The sequence below is a fragment of the Acidovorax sp. NPDC077693 genome (assembly GCF_044542805.1).
GTDB lineage: Bacteria > Pseudomonadota > Gammaproteobacteria > Burkholderiales > Burkholderiaceae_C > Acidovorax.
In genome coordinates this window covers 79,516-94,530 of sequence record NZ_JBITVD010000014.1, presented here as the reverse complement: position 1 = coordinate 94,530, position 15,015 = coordinate 79,516, and the positions used below count along the sequence as shown (strand labels likewise).

Here is a 15,015-nt window from a genome sequence, read left to right as displayed (position 1 = left end):
CCGGGCCACGTTCTGCGGCAGCACCCTGGCTTCGACGGGCTCAGCCCGAACGGTCCGTGGCGCGCATTACCACGTGCCTCGATAAGCCATGGCACAACACACTGTGACGCTCGACCACCCGACCGACTGGGCCGGTTTTCGCCATGCCGCGCGCACGCTGGTGCAGGCCGGCGTGCCGCCGCAGGCTGTCGACTGGTTCACCACGCAGGACGTCTCGGAAGACTTGTTCGCCAATTCAACTGCTGGCTCTGGCACCGATGCTGATGCTGGCGCATCGACGCCGCTCGACCTGGCCGCACTGCAGCCCCGCACCGACCGCCCAGCGCCGCGCGTGCCCGAGGATTTCGTGCGCCTGTGCGAGCGCCTGGTCTTGCACCGCAACCCCGCGCGCTTCGCGCTCATGTACCGGCTGCTGTGGCGCCTGGCGCACGACCGCGCGCTGCGCCACGACCCGCTGGACGCCGACCGCATGCAGGCCCACCACATGGTGCGCGCCGTGGCACGCGACATGCACAAGATGCACGCCTTCGTGCGCTTTCGCCCGGTGACCGACAGCGACGGCCACACCGTGCAGGTCGCCTGGTTCGAGCCCGACCACTACATCACCGAGGCCAACGCGGGCTTCTTCGTGCGGCGCTTCACGCAGATGCACTGGGCCATCCTCACGCCCGACGCCAGCGTGCGCTGGGACGGCACGGCGCTGCATGTGGGCCCCGGCGGCCAACGCAGCGACGCCCCGCCGCCCGACGCCGGCGAGGCGCTCTGGCTCACCTACTACCGCCACATCTTCAACCCCGCGCGGCTCAAGACCACGATGATGAAAAAGGAGATGCCCACGCGCTACTGGCGCAACCTGCCCGAGGCCGCGCTGATCACCGAGCTGTCGCACGGCGCGCACGAACGCAGCGGGCACATGGTGGAGGCCGAGGCGACCACGCCGCGCAAGCGGATCGAGCCGATGCGGCGGGGTGCATCAAGCGCGTAGCGCGGCAGGCACTGCAGATGCGGCCCGATGACCCGTGACGATGACCGTCAGTCAGTCAACAGCACGGTGACGGCCTGCTCTGAAAACCATCCAGAACACTGCAGCCGCAAAAGCGCCGCAGATCCCGAACAACGCAACAACAGCCACGTACTGTTGCCAGCCAGCGATCGTCGGAATCCCGCTGATGATGGTCTGCACATGGCCGATCGTCACTGAACTTTTCATGTCTGAATAGCGCAGCGGCCAAGACAAAACGGCCATGGGCATGCACCCCAGAACAAAGCCTGCCAACAACACGCTCCACCACCTCAGGGTGCCGATCCGGCACAGCAGCCAAAAGGCTGGAATCCCGAGAAGGACCACGTGAGCTGTCGACACAAGCGCGCACAGAGACATGAACCCCAGTGTTCGAATCCACAGGGATGGATCCCCTGTCCCCATCATCTGAAATTGCTCGAAGAGATACCCGAGCGCCAGCGCGATGACGGGCGCCATCGCCGCTGCAGCGAAGGCGATGACGAGTCTCAGGAGCGGCGTCATCACAGGCTCAACCCGCAGACGGTACGCAGCACCCAGCCGCCCGTCGAGCTACAGGATTTTTCCGCCATGGCTTTTGACCTTGTCCAGAACGATGTGCCGTACCTCGTCGCTCAAGTCGGCCAAAGGCAGCGTGACGAACTGCGCACGCGAGAAGAACAGCAACCAAAAGTCCTTGAAGCGCCAGACCTCCGTCACGGCAGACCAGTCCACGTCCCAGCTGCCCATGTCCGACGACAAGCGCAGGCGGTCCGGCGTCGTCTCCAGAAAAGCCTGCTTCATCCGCATCCGTCGAAACCGTGCGAGCGAGCCGCGCAGATGCACCACGTACAGCGCACCAATCAGTGCAAGGCCCAGTATCAGCAGCACGCCCAACACCGCAGTGGTCCACGAATGCAGGCCACTGGCTAGCGCGTACGCAAAGTAGGCCGCCAGGAGAACAAGGGAAGCTATGAACTTCCAGCCCACGGTTCGCCACCAAAACGCAGCGACCGCATTTTTCACTAGCCTGTCGGTGTAGTGCAGCGTGGCCTTGGTCATGGAGCGGTGCGACGTTGCGCGTCGCTCGAGAAGAATCTGGCTGTCTGCAGAGAGGCCGGCGAGTGCATGGACTGATGGAGAGGCATGAATGGCCCAAGCCACACCGGATGAGCGCACTTGGATGCATGAGATTCTGCAGTGTGCCAGACCGGTTTGAGGCTCAGGCCCGCGTCTTTTTGCTCAATCGCAACCGAGGGCGCGTGCGTCCGCTGCGCAAATGCCCCATTGCGCTATCCCGCCGCCCGCGCCCGCAGCACCCCGAACTGCGGCGCCGCCTGCGCCGCCGTCCACCGCCACGGCATCGCATTGGCCCGCCACACGCCCCCCAGCACCTGCAGCTGCAGCACGCGTTGGGCACCGGGCCAGGGCGCGCGGCTTGCGTCGTCCCACAGCAGCTCGGACCGTGCCGCGACGTGCAGCAGGCCACCGCCGTCGTAGTCCACCCACAGCAGCCCCGCCAGCGGGTGCAGGGCCAGGTTGCCCAGCGTGTTGAAGAACAGGTTGCCGGGGTAGTCGGGCACCGACAGCACCACGCCACCCTCCTCCCTGTGCGCGATGTGCACGAAGCCCGGCTCGCCGCCGCGGTGCGATACGTCCACGCCTTCGTTGCGCGCTGCGCCGGGGCGCGCGGCCGAGGCGCTGGCGATGAACAGCGTGTCGCTGCGGGCGATGAGCGCGAGCGCGGCGGCGTCGAGCTGCGGGCCCAGGGCCTGTGCCGGTGCGGGCGGGGTCACCACCTCCCGCAGGCCGGGCGCGCGCGCCTGGATGTACTTGGGGCAGTTGCCGAAGCTCTGCACCACGTCCACCGCCAGGCCCTGCGCACCGAAGGCGGCCACGCGCCCGTTCATGCGGTTGCGGCGGCGGGTGTGGGGCTCCAGGCCCAGCACGCCCACAGGGGTGCCGGGCGCGAGCTGCGCAAGCGCCGGGTCGGCCGCATCGGGCTGCACTGCGACCTGCATGCTGTGCGCATCGGGCGTGTGCACAAAGCCCGGGGGCCCCGCCACCATGGTGGCCCAGGGCTGGCCGTGGGCGTCGAGCGCACCCAGCAGCAGCGTGGGCAGCTTCTCGAACAGCTCGCGGTGCTGGTCGGGCATGTGGTCGCGCAGCACCATGGGGCCGATCTCGCCCATGCGTTCGCGCACGCCCACCCGGTCCTGCAGGGCCTGCTCGCCCGCGTGGAAGGCCGGGGCTTCAGGGGGCCGCAGGCCGGCGCTCATGCGGGTACCGCTGCAGCGGCCTCGGGCAGGCGGTCGGCCAGCGGCACGTAACCCGGCAGGGCCTCCATCCGCGCCACCCAGGCGGCCACGCGCGGGTGGGCGGCCAGCGGCAGTCCACCGACGGGTGCCTGCGAGATGTAGCTCACCATGGCAATGTCGGCCAGGGTGGGCGCTTCGCCGTCCAGCAGCCAGGTGCGGCCTTGCAGCTCGCCCTCCATGAAGGCCAGCAGCCGCTGGCCGATGGCCTGGGAGGCTGCGTTCAAGGGCTTGCCTGTGATGGCGGCAAAGCGCGGCACGGCCACGCCCGGCGCCAGCAGCCCGGCGGCCAGGCTGAACCAGCGCTGCAGGCGCGCCTGGCCCACCGGGTCCTGCGGCATCCAGGCGCTGCCGGGGGCGTAGCGCTGCACCAGGTAGACCAGGATGGCGGTGCTGTCGCTCAGCACCACGGTGCCATCCACGATGACGGGCACCTGGCCCAGGGCGTTCAGGGCCAGGTGCTCTGCGCGCTGGTGCTCGCCCTGCAGCAGGTTCACCTCGGCCAGCTGATAGGGCAGGCCCAGCAGGGACAGCATCAGTTCGACGCGGTGGCAGTGGCCGGACACGGCCATGCGGTACAGCGTGATGGGTGGGGTGGGGGCCATGGTGTCGTGTCCTTGGTGTCAGAAGTTGTGCAGGACTCGACCTTATCTATTGCGCACCACGGCGTGAATAGCGATAGTGCGACTTTCAAAATTGCACGAATCGAAACAATGGACCACTTGGAGACCTTGCGCTGCTTTGTGGCGGTGGCCGATGCGGGCGGCTTTGCGGTGGCGGGGCGGCGGCTGGGCTGCTCGGCGGCGGCAGTCACTCGCGCCATCGCGGCGCTGGAGGCGCGCCTGTCGGTGCTGCTGTTCCAGCGCAGCACGCGCATGGTGCGGCTGACCGAGGCGGGTGAGCGCTTTCTGACCGACTGCCGCCCGCTGCTGAACGACCTGCACGAGGCCGAGCAGGCGGCGCGCGGCGCACAGGCCGAGGCGCAGGGCCTGCTGTCCATCACCGCGCCGCAGATGTTCGGCATTCAGCATGTGGCGCCCATCGTGCTCGACTTTCTGCAGGCGCATCCACGGGTGCAGGCGCGCACGCTGTTCGTCAACCGCGTGGTGCATCTGCTGGAGGAGGACATGGACGTGGCCGTGCGCATCGCGCACCTGCACGACTCGGGCCTGACCGCGCTGCAGGTGGGCGCGCTGCGGCGCATGGTGGTCGCATCGCCCGGCTACCTGGCGCGGCACGGCGAGCCGCGCCACCCGCACGAGCTGGGCCAGCACCGCGCGATTGCGTTTTCGTTCGACGCGCGGGCCCCCTCGCCCTGGCGGTTTCGCGATGGCACCACGGGCACACCGCAGCAGGCCTGGATCAGCAACAGCAACGAGGTGGACATCGCCGCGGCCGAGGTGGGCCTGGGGCTCACCCGCTGCCTGGCCTACCAGGCCGCCGCCAGCCTGCGCGCCGGGCGCCTGCGCATCGTGCTGGCCGAGCATGAGCCCGACCCGGTGCCCGTGCACATCGTCTACCCCGCGGGGCGGCGCGCACCGGCCAAGGTGCGGGCCTTCGTGGAGTTCGCACGGCACCGCCTGGCCGCCGAGCCGGTGCTGCAGGGCCGCGGCCTGGCACGGCGCAGCAGCAGCAGCAGCAGCAGCAGCAGCAGCAGTAGCAGCAGCACCAGAAGCAGCAAGCGGTGAGCACCGGCGGGTGCGCGGTGGACCACGCAGTTCAAGGCGATTTCACGGCCTTGCGCTCGCTGCCATTGCGCAAGCAGCTATCTAATCAATAGCAACTGCACCATCGATCACCGGCGCGTGCCGCTGCGCCCACCAGAACATCGGCAATGCCACCAGCGCCGCCACCGACAGCGCGACGAAGGCCAGGCCGAAATGCTGCCCGGCGCCCACCACCGAGTTGGCCAGCGTGGGGCTGAGCGCCGCGCCCACGCCCTGCAGCGTCATCACCAGGCCCAGCGCGGTGTTGAAGCGGCCGCTGCCCTGCGTGAAGCGCTGCACCATGAGCGGCGTGGCCACCCCCAGCGCGCCGGCGGCCAGGCCGTCCAGGATCTGCACCGGCACGTTGCCCCAGTCGGCGGCGATGAGGTAGGCCAGCGCGCCGCGCACCGGCAGCACCAGGATGGCGGCGTACACGAACCACGCCACGTCGAAGCGCTTGCTGCGCGACACCCACAGCGCCACCGGGATCATCGTGACCTGGGCCACCACGATGGCGATACCGGTCCACAGCAGCGGCGACGAATCGGCCACGGTGGCGGCCAGCCGCTGGTTGAGCAGCGGCAGCATGGCTGCATTGCCCAGGTGAAAGAACAGGCAGGTGATGCCGAACAGCAGCAGCGGCTTGTTGGACAGCAGTGCGCCCCAGCCGGTGCCGCGCTCGACATGCTCGCCCAGCGTCTCGGGCGACTCGCAGCCGCGCGCGGCCTGGTGGTCGATGTCCCCCGCGCGGATCGACAACACCGCCAGCACCGCGCCCACGGTCATCGCTGCCATCACGGCCAGGATCCAGTGCGCGCCGAACCAGTGCGCCACCAGCCCCGCGCCGATGGCCGACACCATGTTGCCCGCGTGGCTCCAGGCCTCGTTGCGGCCCGTCTGGTGCTTGAAGCCCGAAGCCCGCGCCAGCCCCAGCGTGAGCGCGGCCATGGTGGCCGCCAGCAACGCCCCGGCCACGCCGGTCACCACCTGTGATGCGATGAGCCACGTGCCCTGCAGCGTCGAAAACGCGAGCGCGCTGGCGGCCAGGATGGCGAGCGCCGCCACCACCGTTAGCAGGCGCTTGGCGCGCGAGCCGTCCACCCACGCGCCGGCCAGCGGCGTCATTGCCATGCCCGCCAGGCCGCCAGCGGTCATGGTGTAGCCGATGAGCTCCTGCTGCACCTGGCTCTTTTGCAGGTAGGTGGCCAGGAACGGCCCCAGGCCGTCGCGCACATCGGCCATGAAGAACGCCAGCAGCGCCAGCGCCATCAGCGAGCCCGGCACCGCTGCCGGGCCCGCGCCAGCCTTGCCGCCGGCGGGCAGGCCGCCGACAGTTGCTGCGCCGGCATCAGCCATGGCCAGGCCCCACGGGCTTGCCGTTTAACGTGCGGGCCTGCACCACCTGGCCGCCGCCGGTGGCCAGGGGGCGCACATCGCCCTCGGCCTTGACCTTGTCGCCAACCTTCAGGCCCAGGTGCTTCAGGCCGTCGGGCTTGGTGTGGATGAAGTCGCCGGTGTCCAGCACCACCCCGTTGGGCTCGCCGTGCCTGGCGTAGTTCAGGCGCGCCACGGTGCCTGCCACGTGGCCGGGGTGGTGGTGCGGCGCGGCGGGCTTGCCGTCGACCGAGACCACGCGCTCCAGTTGGTAGACCTCGTGCTCGGCTTCACCCTTGGGCGAGGGCTCGGCGACGGTGCCTTTGATGACCACGGCCTGGCCGGGCTTCAGGCCCGCCAGTGCGGCATGGGCCGCGCTGTCGTGCGCGTCGCACACGAACTGGGCGGGGGCGCCTTCGCTGTCGATCAGCACACCTTCGATGGTGCCCTTGGGGCTGTAGATCAGGTGCAGGAACTGGCCTTCGACGGACCAGACGTCGATGTCATGGGGTTGGGCGGGCATGGGAATCCTTGTGTGAAGTGAACGAAAAACGGGAAAGAAAAATGCAAGAGAAAAAGGACTGACAACGCTGCAGGGACCCGTCAGGCGGCGGCTGCGACACCGCCGGCCTGACGACAGGTCACGACGCGGGCTGCGGGGCTGGCACAGGTGGTACTGGCGGCGCCATGGGCGCTCCCGGCCCGGCTGCCGGCGGGACACCGGCAGGACCTGCAGGTCCGGCGCCTGGCTCGCGGGGGCCCTTGGGGCCGGCAGGACCGCGTGCTCCGGGGCCGCCCTTGGGACCGGCCTGGGGCGGCTGGGCTCCACGCGGACCGGGCAGCGGGGGCTCCACGCCGGGGCCTGCGAACAGCTCGCGGGCGGTGTCGGCAGCAGGGCCCATCGCCGTGGCCTCCAGCGCACTGCCATGCGGCCCGCGAGAGCCCCAGCCGCGTGCGAACAGGGTGCTGCCCGGCTGCAATGACGCAGCCATGGCCGTGCCCACATGCGGCGGAAAGCGCACGATGGTGCCGCTGTCCATCAGCACGCCGTTCGCCTCGCCGCCGGGGGCGTACAGCACCTGGGCCACGCGGCCGCTGGCGCTCATCGCTGCCAGCGCAGCGGGGTCCGGCCGCGCAGGCGGGGCGCTGCCCGGGGCCGGTGGCGTGTCTTCGACCGTGCGGCCACCGACGGTCAGCCGCACGGCACGCAGCACCGGCGCATTGGGCGCACGCCAGCCGCTGACCTGCACCGTGTCGCCGGGCCGCGCGGCCTGCAGCAGGGCTGGCGAGAGGTGGGGTGGCAACTGCACCTGCGTGCCGTCGGTCAGCAGCAGGCCGTCCACGTCGCCGCCGGGGTTGACCAGCCAGCGCTTGAGCTGGCCGGAGACGACGGGCGCCGCGCCTTGCTGCGCCGCATCGGGCGGCGGCGGCGGCGGCGGCAGCGGCCGCGCGGGGCGTGCGCCGGGCGGTGGCAGGGCACCGGGTGCGCCTGCGAGACCGGGGACCGCTGCGCCGGCTGGTGGCGGCGCGAGAGGCGGTGGTGGGGGCTGCTGGGCCCAGGCAGCACCTGCCAGGCACAGGCCTGCGCACAGGGCAAGGGGACGAAGGGAATGTCGCATGGATCAACTCCAGTGGGTGGGAATGCCCTGGCTGTACTCACATTGCGTGCCAGGCACGATTCCCTTTCAAATCAACCACTTGCATCGTTGCACCGCCGGCTGGCTGCATGCGCGGGGGACACCCTGGCGTCCGCTTTGCGGACAGGTGGCACAGGCCATCCCCCCCCATCGCCGCCCCCGCATCACCCCATCCGCAGCCACAGCGCCGACAGCGCACACACGATGAGGAAGGGAATGCTGATCTTGTGGAACTCGCGCAGGCCGTGCGGCAGGCGCGCCAACCGCAGCGCGATCAGGTTGGCCAGCGACCCCAGCACACAGCCGAAGCCGCCCACGCTCACCCCGGCGGCGAGCGCGGGCAGGTCGCGCACCGGGCCGTCGAGCAGGATGGCCGCAGGCACGTTGCTGATGAACTGCGAGGCGACGATGGCCGCCAGGTACGCGCGCCAGCCCTCGGCGATGGGCGCGTGCTGCAGCAGGCTGGCCACCGCGGGCAGCTCGGCCAGCTGGCGCAGGTCCACGAACATGAGCGCGATGATGGCCAGGAGCGCCCAGTCCACCCCCTTGAGCACGCGCGGGTAGAACACCAGGAATGCGCCGAACACCAGCGCCAAACCGGCCACCAGCCAGTGCCGCTCCAGCGCCACCACGAAGGCGACGAAGAGCACGCCGGCCAGCGTCAACAGCCGGGGCTGCACGGCCGGGGCCTCGGTCGCAGGGCGCAGCGTGATCGCGGTGCGCGGCACCAGCACCCACACCGCCACGAAGAGCCAGAACAGCATGATCGCCACCGTGGGCGCCATCATCCCCATGAAGCCGAGAAAGCTCTCGCCCGAGCGGTGCCAGAGGTACAGGTTCTGCGGATTGCCGATGGGCGTGAGCGCAGAGCCCGCATTCACCGCCAGCGCCTGCAGCACCACCAGCCGCGCCAGCGGCAGATCGGCCTGGGTGGCGAGCACGCGGGTCAGCGGCACCAGCAGGAACAGGCTCACGTCGTTGGTGACCAGCGCCGACAGCACCGCGGCACCGGCCGTGAGCAGCATCGCCAGGCTGCGCAGATCCGTCACGCGGCCCAGCAGCCGCTGGGCGGTGGCCTGCAGCATGCCGCTTTTCTCCACGCCCTGGGTGATGGCCAAAAGACCCGCCAGCGCGCCCACGGTCTGCCAGTCCACCAGCCGCAGGTAGTCCATGGGTGCGCGGGGCCGCAGCACGGCAAAGAGGACGGCCACGGCCACCAGCACCCACAGCAGGCCGTTGCCGCCGCCGGGCGCCTCATCGGCTGCAGAGGACGCGCTGTGGGAAGGCGCAGTGGATGTGGCAGGTGCGTTTGCGCGGGCGGGAGAGGAGTCGGTCATGGACGGGCGAAGGTAAGAAAACGAGGCGCGCGGAGCGATGAGAACGCGACAGCGACATCGAAAGCGGCAACGACGGCGGCGGACACAGAGGCAGGCATGGGCCGGTCACAGTGCCAGCCCAATGGCCAGTGCGTGCAGCGCGCAGGAAGTGGTGTGGCACTCAAGACCCGTGCCCGCTGTTCAACACTGCACGAACGCCGCCCCGTACAGGGCGGCCGGGCTGCCAGGCACGTTGGCGTGGATGCAATGCGGACAGGCGGTGTCCGCGGATGAGACACCTGGGCGCGTGACGGCGACAGCTTGTAGCCGCACTGGCGGCGCGCGCAGGCTGCCGGCCGCGCGCGCGGAGCGTTCATCGCCATCGCTACTCCAGCCCGTACTGCGACAGCTTGCGGTACAGCAGCTGCCGGTGGATGCCCAGGCGCCGCGCGGCTTCGGCGCGGTTGCCCTGGGCGCGCTGCAGCGCCTGCTCGATCAGCAGCCGCTCCAGCCGTTCCACCGCCACGGGCAGCTCGGTGTCGAACCAGTCGGCGGGCAATGCGCTGGCGGCGCCTTCCGCGCCCACAGCATGGGCATCGGTGGGCGCGGGGCCGTGTGCCACGTCGCCCTGCAGGTCCGCCGCGCTAATCACCGTGTGGCGCACCAGCGCCTGGCAGCGCTCCATGCGGTTGCGCAGCTCGCGCACATTGCCGGGCCAGCGGTACTGCAGCAGCGCCTGCGCCGCGTCGGCAGACAGCGCCTTGGGCACGCCGTGGCCCGCTGCCAGCCGCAGGAAATGCTCGGCCAGCGGCACGATGTCGGCCAGGCGCTCGCGCAGCGGCGGCACGCGGATGGACAGCACGTCGAGCCGGTAGTACAGGTCTTCGCGAAAGCGCCCGGCGCGCACCGCGGCGGCCAGGTCGTGGTGGGTGGCGGCCACCACGCGCACGTCGACCTTCACCGTGCGGTGGCTGCCCAGCGGCGTCACCTCGCCCGCCTGCAGCACGCGCAGGATCTTGGCCTGCACCGGCAGCGCCATGTCGCCGATCTCGTCGAGCAGCAGCACGCCCCCGTCGGCCGCACGGAAGCACCCGGGCCGGTCGCCGGTGGCGCCGGTGAAGGCGCCGCGCACGTGGCCGAACAGCTCGCTCTCCAGCAGCTCGGGCGGAATGGCCGCGCAGTTGATCGCGACGAAGGGCGCGTGGGCGCGGTCCGAATGCCGGTGCAGCGCCCGCGCCACCATGTCCTTGCCGGTGCCGGTCTCGCCCAGCACCAGCACCGGCACGTGGCTGGCCGCCGCCAGGCCGATGCGCTTGTGCACCTCGCGCATCGCCTGGCTGGGGCCGACGAGGGTGTTCTCGTCATCGTTGCCATCGCGGCTGTCCTCCGCGCCGTGGGTGAGCTGCCGCGCCGTGTCGGGCGACGCCGTCTCCTGCCGCAGCGCGCGGGCCAGCACCTCGATCACCGCGTCGCGGCCGATGGGCTTGGTCAGGTGGTCGAAGGCGCCCAGGCGCATCGCGTCGATGGTGTTGGCGCCGCTGGCATACGCCGTCAGCACGATGACCGGCGGCAGGCGGGGCAGCCGGGCCTGCAGCGCGGCCAGGGTCTGCAGGCCATCCATGCCGGGCATGCGGTGGTCCAGAAAGACGGCGTCGTAGCGCTGGCGCGGCATGCCTTCGAGCGCTGCATCGCCGCTGGCGGCCTGGTCCACCGTGTGGCCCAGGCCCTCCAGCGTCTCGGCCAGGGTTTCGCGGAAGGCGTCGTCGTCGTCGACGATCAAGAGGCGTGCCATGGCAGCTCCAGTGCAAAGCGGGTGCCGCGGGGCGGCGCGGCGGCAGGCGGCGTGGCGCCTGCGGGATCGTGGTGGGGCGCTGCGGGGGCGTCGATTGCTTCGGGTGCTTCGGGTGCTTCGGGTGCTTCGGTGGAGGCCGTGGCGGTGGCGCCGCCCAACGCCACATGGTGCAGGTCGCCGCCATGGGCCAGCGCCACCTCGCGCGCCAGCGCCAGGCCCAGGCCGGTGCCGTCGGCGCGGCCGGTGGCAAAGGGCTCGAACAGCCGCGCCTGCAGCGCCTCGGGCACGCCGGGGCCGTCGTCGTCCACCTGCAGCACCAGGCGGTCGGCAGGCTGCACCACGGCACCCAGCGTGACCGTGCCCCCCTGCTGCGCGTGGCGCACCGCGTTGTCGAGCAGATTGTCGATGGCGCGGCCCACGTGCTGCGGGTCGAACTCGGCCTGTGCGGGGGCGCCGGGCCGCAGCACCAGCGCCACGCCGCGCCCGGCGGCGCGGGGGGCGGCGGCCTCCAGCCGCTCCTGCAGCCACGCGGGCAGGTCGATGCGCCGGGATGCCAGGTTCAAGGGCTGCACCAGCGCGAGCAGGCTTTGCACCAGGCCTTCCAGCCGTTCGATCTGGCCGAGGATGGCGCGCAGCGCCGCCGGGTGGCGCTCGGGCGCGGCGGCCAGTGCGTTCTCGGCCTTCAGGCGCATCGCGGCGATGGGGTTGCGGATCTCGTGGGCCAGGCCGCCGGTCATGCGGCCGAGCGCGGCCAGGCGCTGGTCGCGGCTGCGCTGCTGGGCGGCGGCGCGCAGCTGGGCCCGCGTTTCCTCGAAGCGCAGGCGGTAGCGGTTGAAGCCGTCGACGATGCGGTCGATCTCGCGCACGCCCGTGAGCTCCAGCACCGGCACCGCGTCACCCTCGGCGGCGGCCAGGCGCGCCTCCAGCCGCTGCACCGCCCGCAGGCCGCGCAGCAGGATCAGGCCCAGCCAACCACCCGAGGCCAGCACGGCCACCAGCAGCACCGCCAGGCCGATGCGCAGGCTGTTCTCGGCCGCCAGCGCGCCCGCATGGGTGCGCGTCATGGTCCAGGCGGCCAGGTCGTTGCCCGGCGCGGCCAGCGGGCAGGCGGTGACGATGAGCGCCTCGCGGCTGCCGCGCACCACGTCGGTCTGGGGCTGGCGGGTGCGGGCGGCCAGCTCGGCCATCTCCAGGATCAGCGGCTGCTCGGCCGCAGGCACGTCGCGCTTGACGCCGCTGCCTTCGTAGGTGGGGTAGGCATACGCCAGGAACCCGCCCTGGGCCTGCCACACGCCGCCCTCGACATGCGGCACCTCGATCAGCACCAGCTGCAGCAGCACCTGCAGCAGGTCGATCTGCGGCTGCGCGGGCGCGGGCTGCGGCACCGACCGCGCGTAGCGTGCGGCGATGGCGCTGCACGAGCGCTCGGCCGCCGTGCGGCCGGCCGCCAGCTGGGCACCGGCACTGCCCCGGTAGACCGACACCATCACCACCGCCAGCGTGGCGCAGATGGCGAACAACAGGACCCAGAAGAAAACCAGCTGGCTTCGGAGCGATCTCATGGCAGGCGGGCGGTGAAGGGTGGCGGGGTTCGCGTTCGATGAGTTCGACGATCAAGACCAGCAATGGAAGCTGCGAGGGGCTGCGCCAGCGCCTGAGAGCACTCAGGAAGCAGGGCAAGCGACCCGGCAGCCATCGTACCCAAGCCAGGGCCCGCGGCGCGTGGGGCAAAAGGGCCAGAAGCGTGGGGCAAGGCGCCTACAGGCAGCCAGCGCCAGGGCTATGCACCCGAGCGTCACAGCCTGCTGTGCGCCCAAGCCTTTTGGCGAGGTTCGGACGCCCGCCGTCAACGCCCGCAGACCCGCTGGATGGCGGCCAGAGCCCACAGAGCTGCCAGCACCCTCAGCGCACCGACACGAAAATCGGGTTCGAGTAGAACCACAGGTTGCCGTAGTTGCGGTCGTTGATCTGGTCGTGCCGGGTGGCCGCGTCGGCGGTCTTGACGGGCTGGTCGGCCAGCGGCTCGCCCTGGAGCGTGAGGCCCGCGACGTTCTCGCCCAGGTTGGTGCCGCGCAGGCGGAAGTACTGGCTCTTGGCCGCGGGCAGAGTGATCTCCATGGCGTAGTAGCCGTCGCTCTCCTGCGTCCAGTCCGCCGCGGTGAAGCGCTTGACGACGCGGGTGCTCGCGTTCGTGGCCTGCTGGTAGGCGGCCGTGCCGGGCTGTGCCCGGGGGCCCACGTCGCCCGCGATCAGGTCGATGTGGTCCACCTTGGGCGTCATGTTGCCCAGGTTGCCGCTGCTGACCGGGCGCTGGTAGTTGTTGACCGGCGGGCTCTTGAAGCGGATGCGCACGGTGACGGTCTCGCCCTTGGTGGCCTTGAGGTCCTGGCCCATGGTGGCGGTGCCCTCGGCGCCCGTGGCGTTGAAGTCCAGGCCGTTGATCAGGTCGCCGAACACGCCGAAGCTGCGGCCCGCGCGCAGGCTGTCCACCACGCCGGCGATGCCGGCCTGCGACTGCGACTTGGTCTGCCAGACGTAGTTCTTGGCGTATTCGCCCGGGTAGTAGCCGCTGCTGTTGTTGTTGGCGTCGATCTCGAAGTGCGAGTCCGAGTTGGCGATGTTCCAGATGCGCCGGCCTTCGCCCAGCAGCGCGTCCCAGGTGCCGCCCAGCTGCGCCACCACGTAGTCGACACCGCCGTAGGTGCGGTTGGGCTTGTTGGCGTCGATGTAGGCCGAGGTGTAGCCGCCGCGGTCGGGTTCGAGCTGGTTGCCGACCATGCCTTCGATCGCGAAGACGATCCGGGGCGCCAGGTCGTGCATCTCGCGGAAGTTGGCGATCGTGTACTTGCCGGGGTTGCGCGAGGGGTGGTTGATGGTGGCGTAGCTGGTGCTCGGGTGCTTGTCTTTGAGCCAGGCGATGGCCTTCATCGCGTCTTCGCCGGTCTTGTTGTAGCGCTCGGGCAACTGCGCCTTCCACCGCGCGACGTCGGCCGCATCGAACAGCGACTCGTCGCCCGTGGTGAAGCGGTACTGGAACTCCTTGGCCGCGCTGGCCGAGGTCTTGAAGGTGGGGCTGCCTTCGAAGATGCCGACGTTGACGTGGTCGCGCGTGGGCATGTCCCACTCGAAGGCCGAGAAGATGGTCTTGTCGGCGTAGGTGCCCGCGGCCTGCAGTGCGGCCACGCGGGGCATCTCGTAGGCCTCCATGCCGTAGGCAAAGGCCTTGGGCGCCGGCAGGGGGTTGGCAGCGTGGTCGTACTTGGACGAGCGCAGGTGGTTGCTCAGCGACATCCAGTCCAGGTGGTAGGTGCCGAACGCCTTGCCCAGCACAAAGTCGAGCGTCTGGGTGGTGCGCGAGTCGTCGGACTGCACGGTGTGGACGTGCAGGTCGCCGGTGGTCCAGCGGCCGGGTTCAGCGGCCGGCGTGCCGTCGCCGGAGCTGCCGCACGCGCCGAGCAGCAGCAGGGAAAGGACGGCAGCAGACGCCAGGGGCGCGCGGCGCGCAGGGGGGACGCGGGATGGGAATGGGGAGTTCATGAATCAAAGGGATGGTGAAGTGGCGGTCGGGCCAGTCCGCCATGGAGCCCGCACAGCGCGTGGTTATAGGCAGGGCATATGAACGTTCCGTGACGCCGTCGGGAGGCTCTTTCAGCGTTGAAAAAGGCACTCTTCAAGCGCTGCGCGCCTATGGGCAGGCGTGTTTTCGGACGGTGCTGGCGCGCCCTGACACACACACTGCGATACTGAAACCACAGGCACCTTCAACAGGAAATGGGGAGCGCGCGCCGCACTTCAGCGCAAGCTGCGGCAGCCGAAACCGGGCCGTCGGGGCCAGTGGTGCGGGTGGCAGGCGCTGAGGGATCGGGGCCGGGCGC

Annotated in this window: 13 protein-coding genes; 2 read left to right on the top strand and 11 right to left on the bottom strand. The window is 70.6% G+C overall.

Going from position 1 to position 15,015, the window contains the following annotated elements; translation table 11 throughout:
- The first annotated feature begins 88 nt into the window (after positions 1–88).
- Positions 89–985 carry a TIGR03915 family putative DNA repair protein gene (locus tag ACIGHN_RS19885; RefSeq protein WP_396505698.1) on the top strand — a complete coding sequence of 299 codons (897 nt, stop codon included), beginning with the start codon at positions 89–91 and terminating at the stop codon, positions 983–985.
- Positions 986–1,036: 51 nt separating this feature from the next.
- Here the strand turns inward: ACIGHN_RS19885 and ACIGHN_RS19880 are convergent, their stop codons facing one another.
- The 4 genes from ACIGHN_RS19880 to ACIGHN_RS19865 form a co-directional block, all read right to left on the bottom strand.
- The gene (locus ACIGHN_RS19880) at positions 1,037–1,525 is read right to left on the bottom strand and encodes a hypothetical protein (RefSeq protein WP_396505697.1); all 489 of its coding nucleotides are present in this window, start codon (positions 1,523–1,525) and stop codon (positions 1,037–1,039) included.
- A gap of 48 nt (positions 1,526–1,573) precedes the next feature.
- Positions 1,574–2,062 carry a YcxB family protein gene (locus ACIGHN_RS19875; protein WP_396505696.1) on the bottom strand — a complete coding sequence of 163 codons (489 nt, stop codon included), beginning with the start codon at positions 2,060–2,062 and terminating at the stop codon, positions 1,574–1,576.
- Between the two features lie 230 nt (positions 2,063–2,292).
- Positions 2,293–3,279, bottom strand: a complete 987-nt coding sequence (locus tag ACIGHN_RS19870; protein ID WP_396505695.1) for a pyridoxamine 5'-phosphate oxidase family protein — start codon at positions 3,277–3,279, stop codon at positions 2,293–2,295.
- Complete coding sequence (locus ACIGHN_RS19865; RefSeq protein WP_396505694.1) at positions 3,276–3,920, bottom strand: glutathione S-transferase family protein; 645 nt, start codon at positions 3,918–3,920, stop codon at positions 3,276–3,278. Before ACIGHN_RS19865 ends, ACIGHN_RS19870 begins: the two co-directional genes overlap by 4 nt.
- 108 nt (positions 3,921–4,028) lie before the next feature.
- Here ACIGHN_RS19865 and ACIGHN_RS19860 point away from each other — a divergent pair, with 108 nt between their 5' ends.
- The gene (locus tag ACIGHN_RS19860; protein WP_396505693.1) at positions 4,029–5,003 is read left to right on the top strand and encodes a LysR family transcriptional regulator; all 975 of its coding nucleotides are present in this window, start codon (positions 4,029–4,031) and stop codon (positions 5,001–5,003) included.
- An 81-nt stretch (positions 5,004–5,084) separates the two neighbouring features.
- Here the strand turns inward: ACIGHN_RS19860 and ACIGHN_RS19855 are convergent, their stop codons facing one another.
- The 7 genes from ACIGHN_RS19855 to ACIGHN_RS19825 all read right to left on the bottom strand — a co-directional run bounded on the left by ACIGHN_RS19855 (position 5,085) and on the right by ACIGHN_RS19825 (position 14,677).
- Positions 5,085–6,377 (bottom strand): MFS transporter, encoded by a 1,293-nt coding sequence (locus ACIGHN_RS19855; RefSeq protein WP_396505692.1) that lies wholly within the window; start codon positions 6,375–6,377, stop codon positions 5,085–5,087.
- Positions 6,370–6,918, bottom strand: coding sequence for a hypothetical protein (locus tag ACIGHN_RS19850; protein WP_396505691.1), 549 nt, complete (start codon positions 6,916–6,918; stop codon positions 6,370–6,372). Before ACIGHN_RS19850 ends, ACIGHN_RS19855 begins: the two co-directional genes overlap by 8 nt.
- Before the next feature lie 118 nt (positions 6,919–7,036).
- The gene (locus ACIGHN_RS19845) at positions 7,037–8,014 is read right to left on the bottom strand and encodes a hypothetical protein (RefSeq protein ID WP_396505690.1); all 978 of its coding nucleotides are present in this window, start codon (positions 8,012–8,014) and stop codon (positions 7,037–7,039) included.
- Between the two features lie 182 nt (positions 8,015–8,196).
- Positions 8,197–9,369 (bottom strand): SLC13 family permease, encoded by a 1,173-nt coding sequence (locus ACIGHN_RS19840; RefSeq protein WP_396505689.1) that lies wholly within the window; start codon positions 9,367–9,369, stop codon positions 8,197–8,199.
- 364 nt (positions 9,370–9,733) lie between these two features.
- Entirely contained in the window at positions 9,734–11,140 is a 1,407-nt protein-coding gene (locus tag ACIGHN_RS19835) for a sigma-54-dependent transcriptional regulator (RefSeq protein ID WP_396505688.1), read from the bottom strand.
- Positions 11,125–12,702 carry a sensor histidine kinase gene (locus ACIGHN_RS19830; protein WP_396505687.1) on the bottom strand — a complete coding sequence of 526 codons (1,578 nt, stop codon included), beginning with the start codon at positions 12,700–12,702 and terminating at the stop codon, positions 11,125–11,127. Before ACIGHN_RS19830 ends, ACIGHN_RS19835 begins: the two co-directional genes overlap by 16 nt.
- Positions 12,703–13,042: 340 nt before the next feature.
- Positions 13,043–14,677, bottom strand: a complete 1,635-nt coding sequence (locus tag ACIGHN_RS19825; RefSeq protein WP_396505686.1) for an S-layer protein — start codon at positions 14,675–14,677, stop codon at positions 13,043–13,045.
- Between the last annotated feature and the right edge of the window lie 338 nt (positions 14,678–15,015).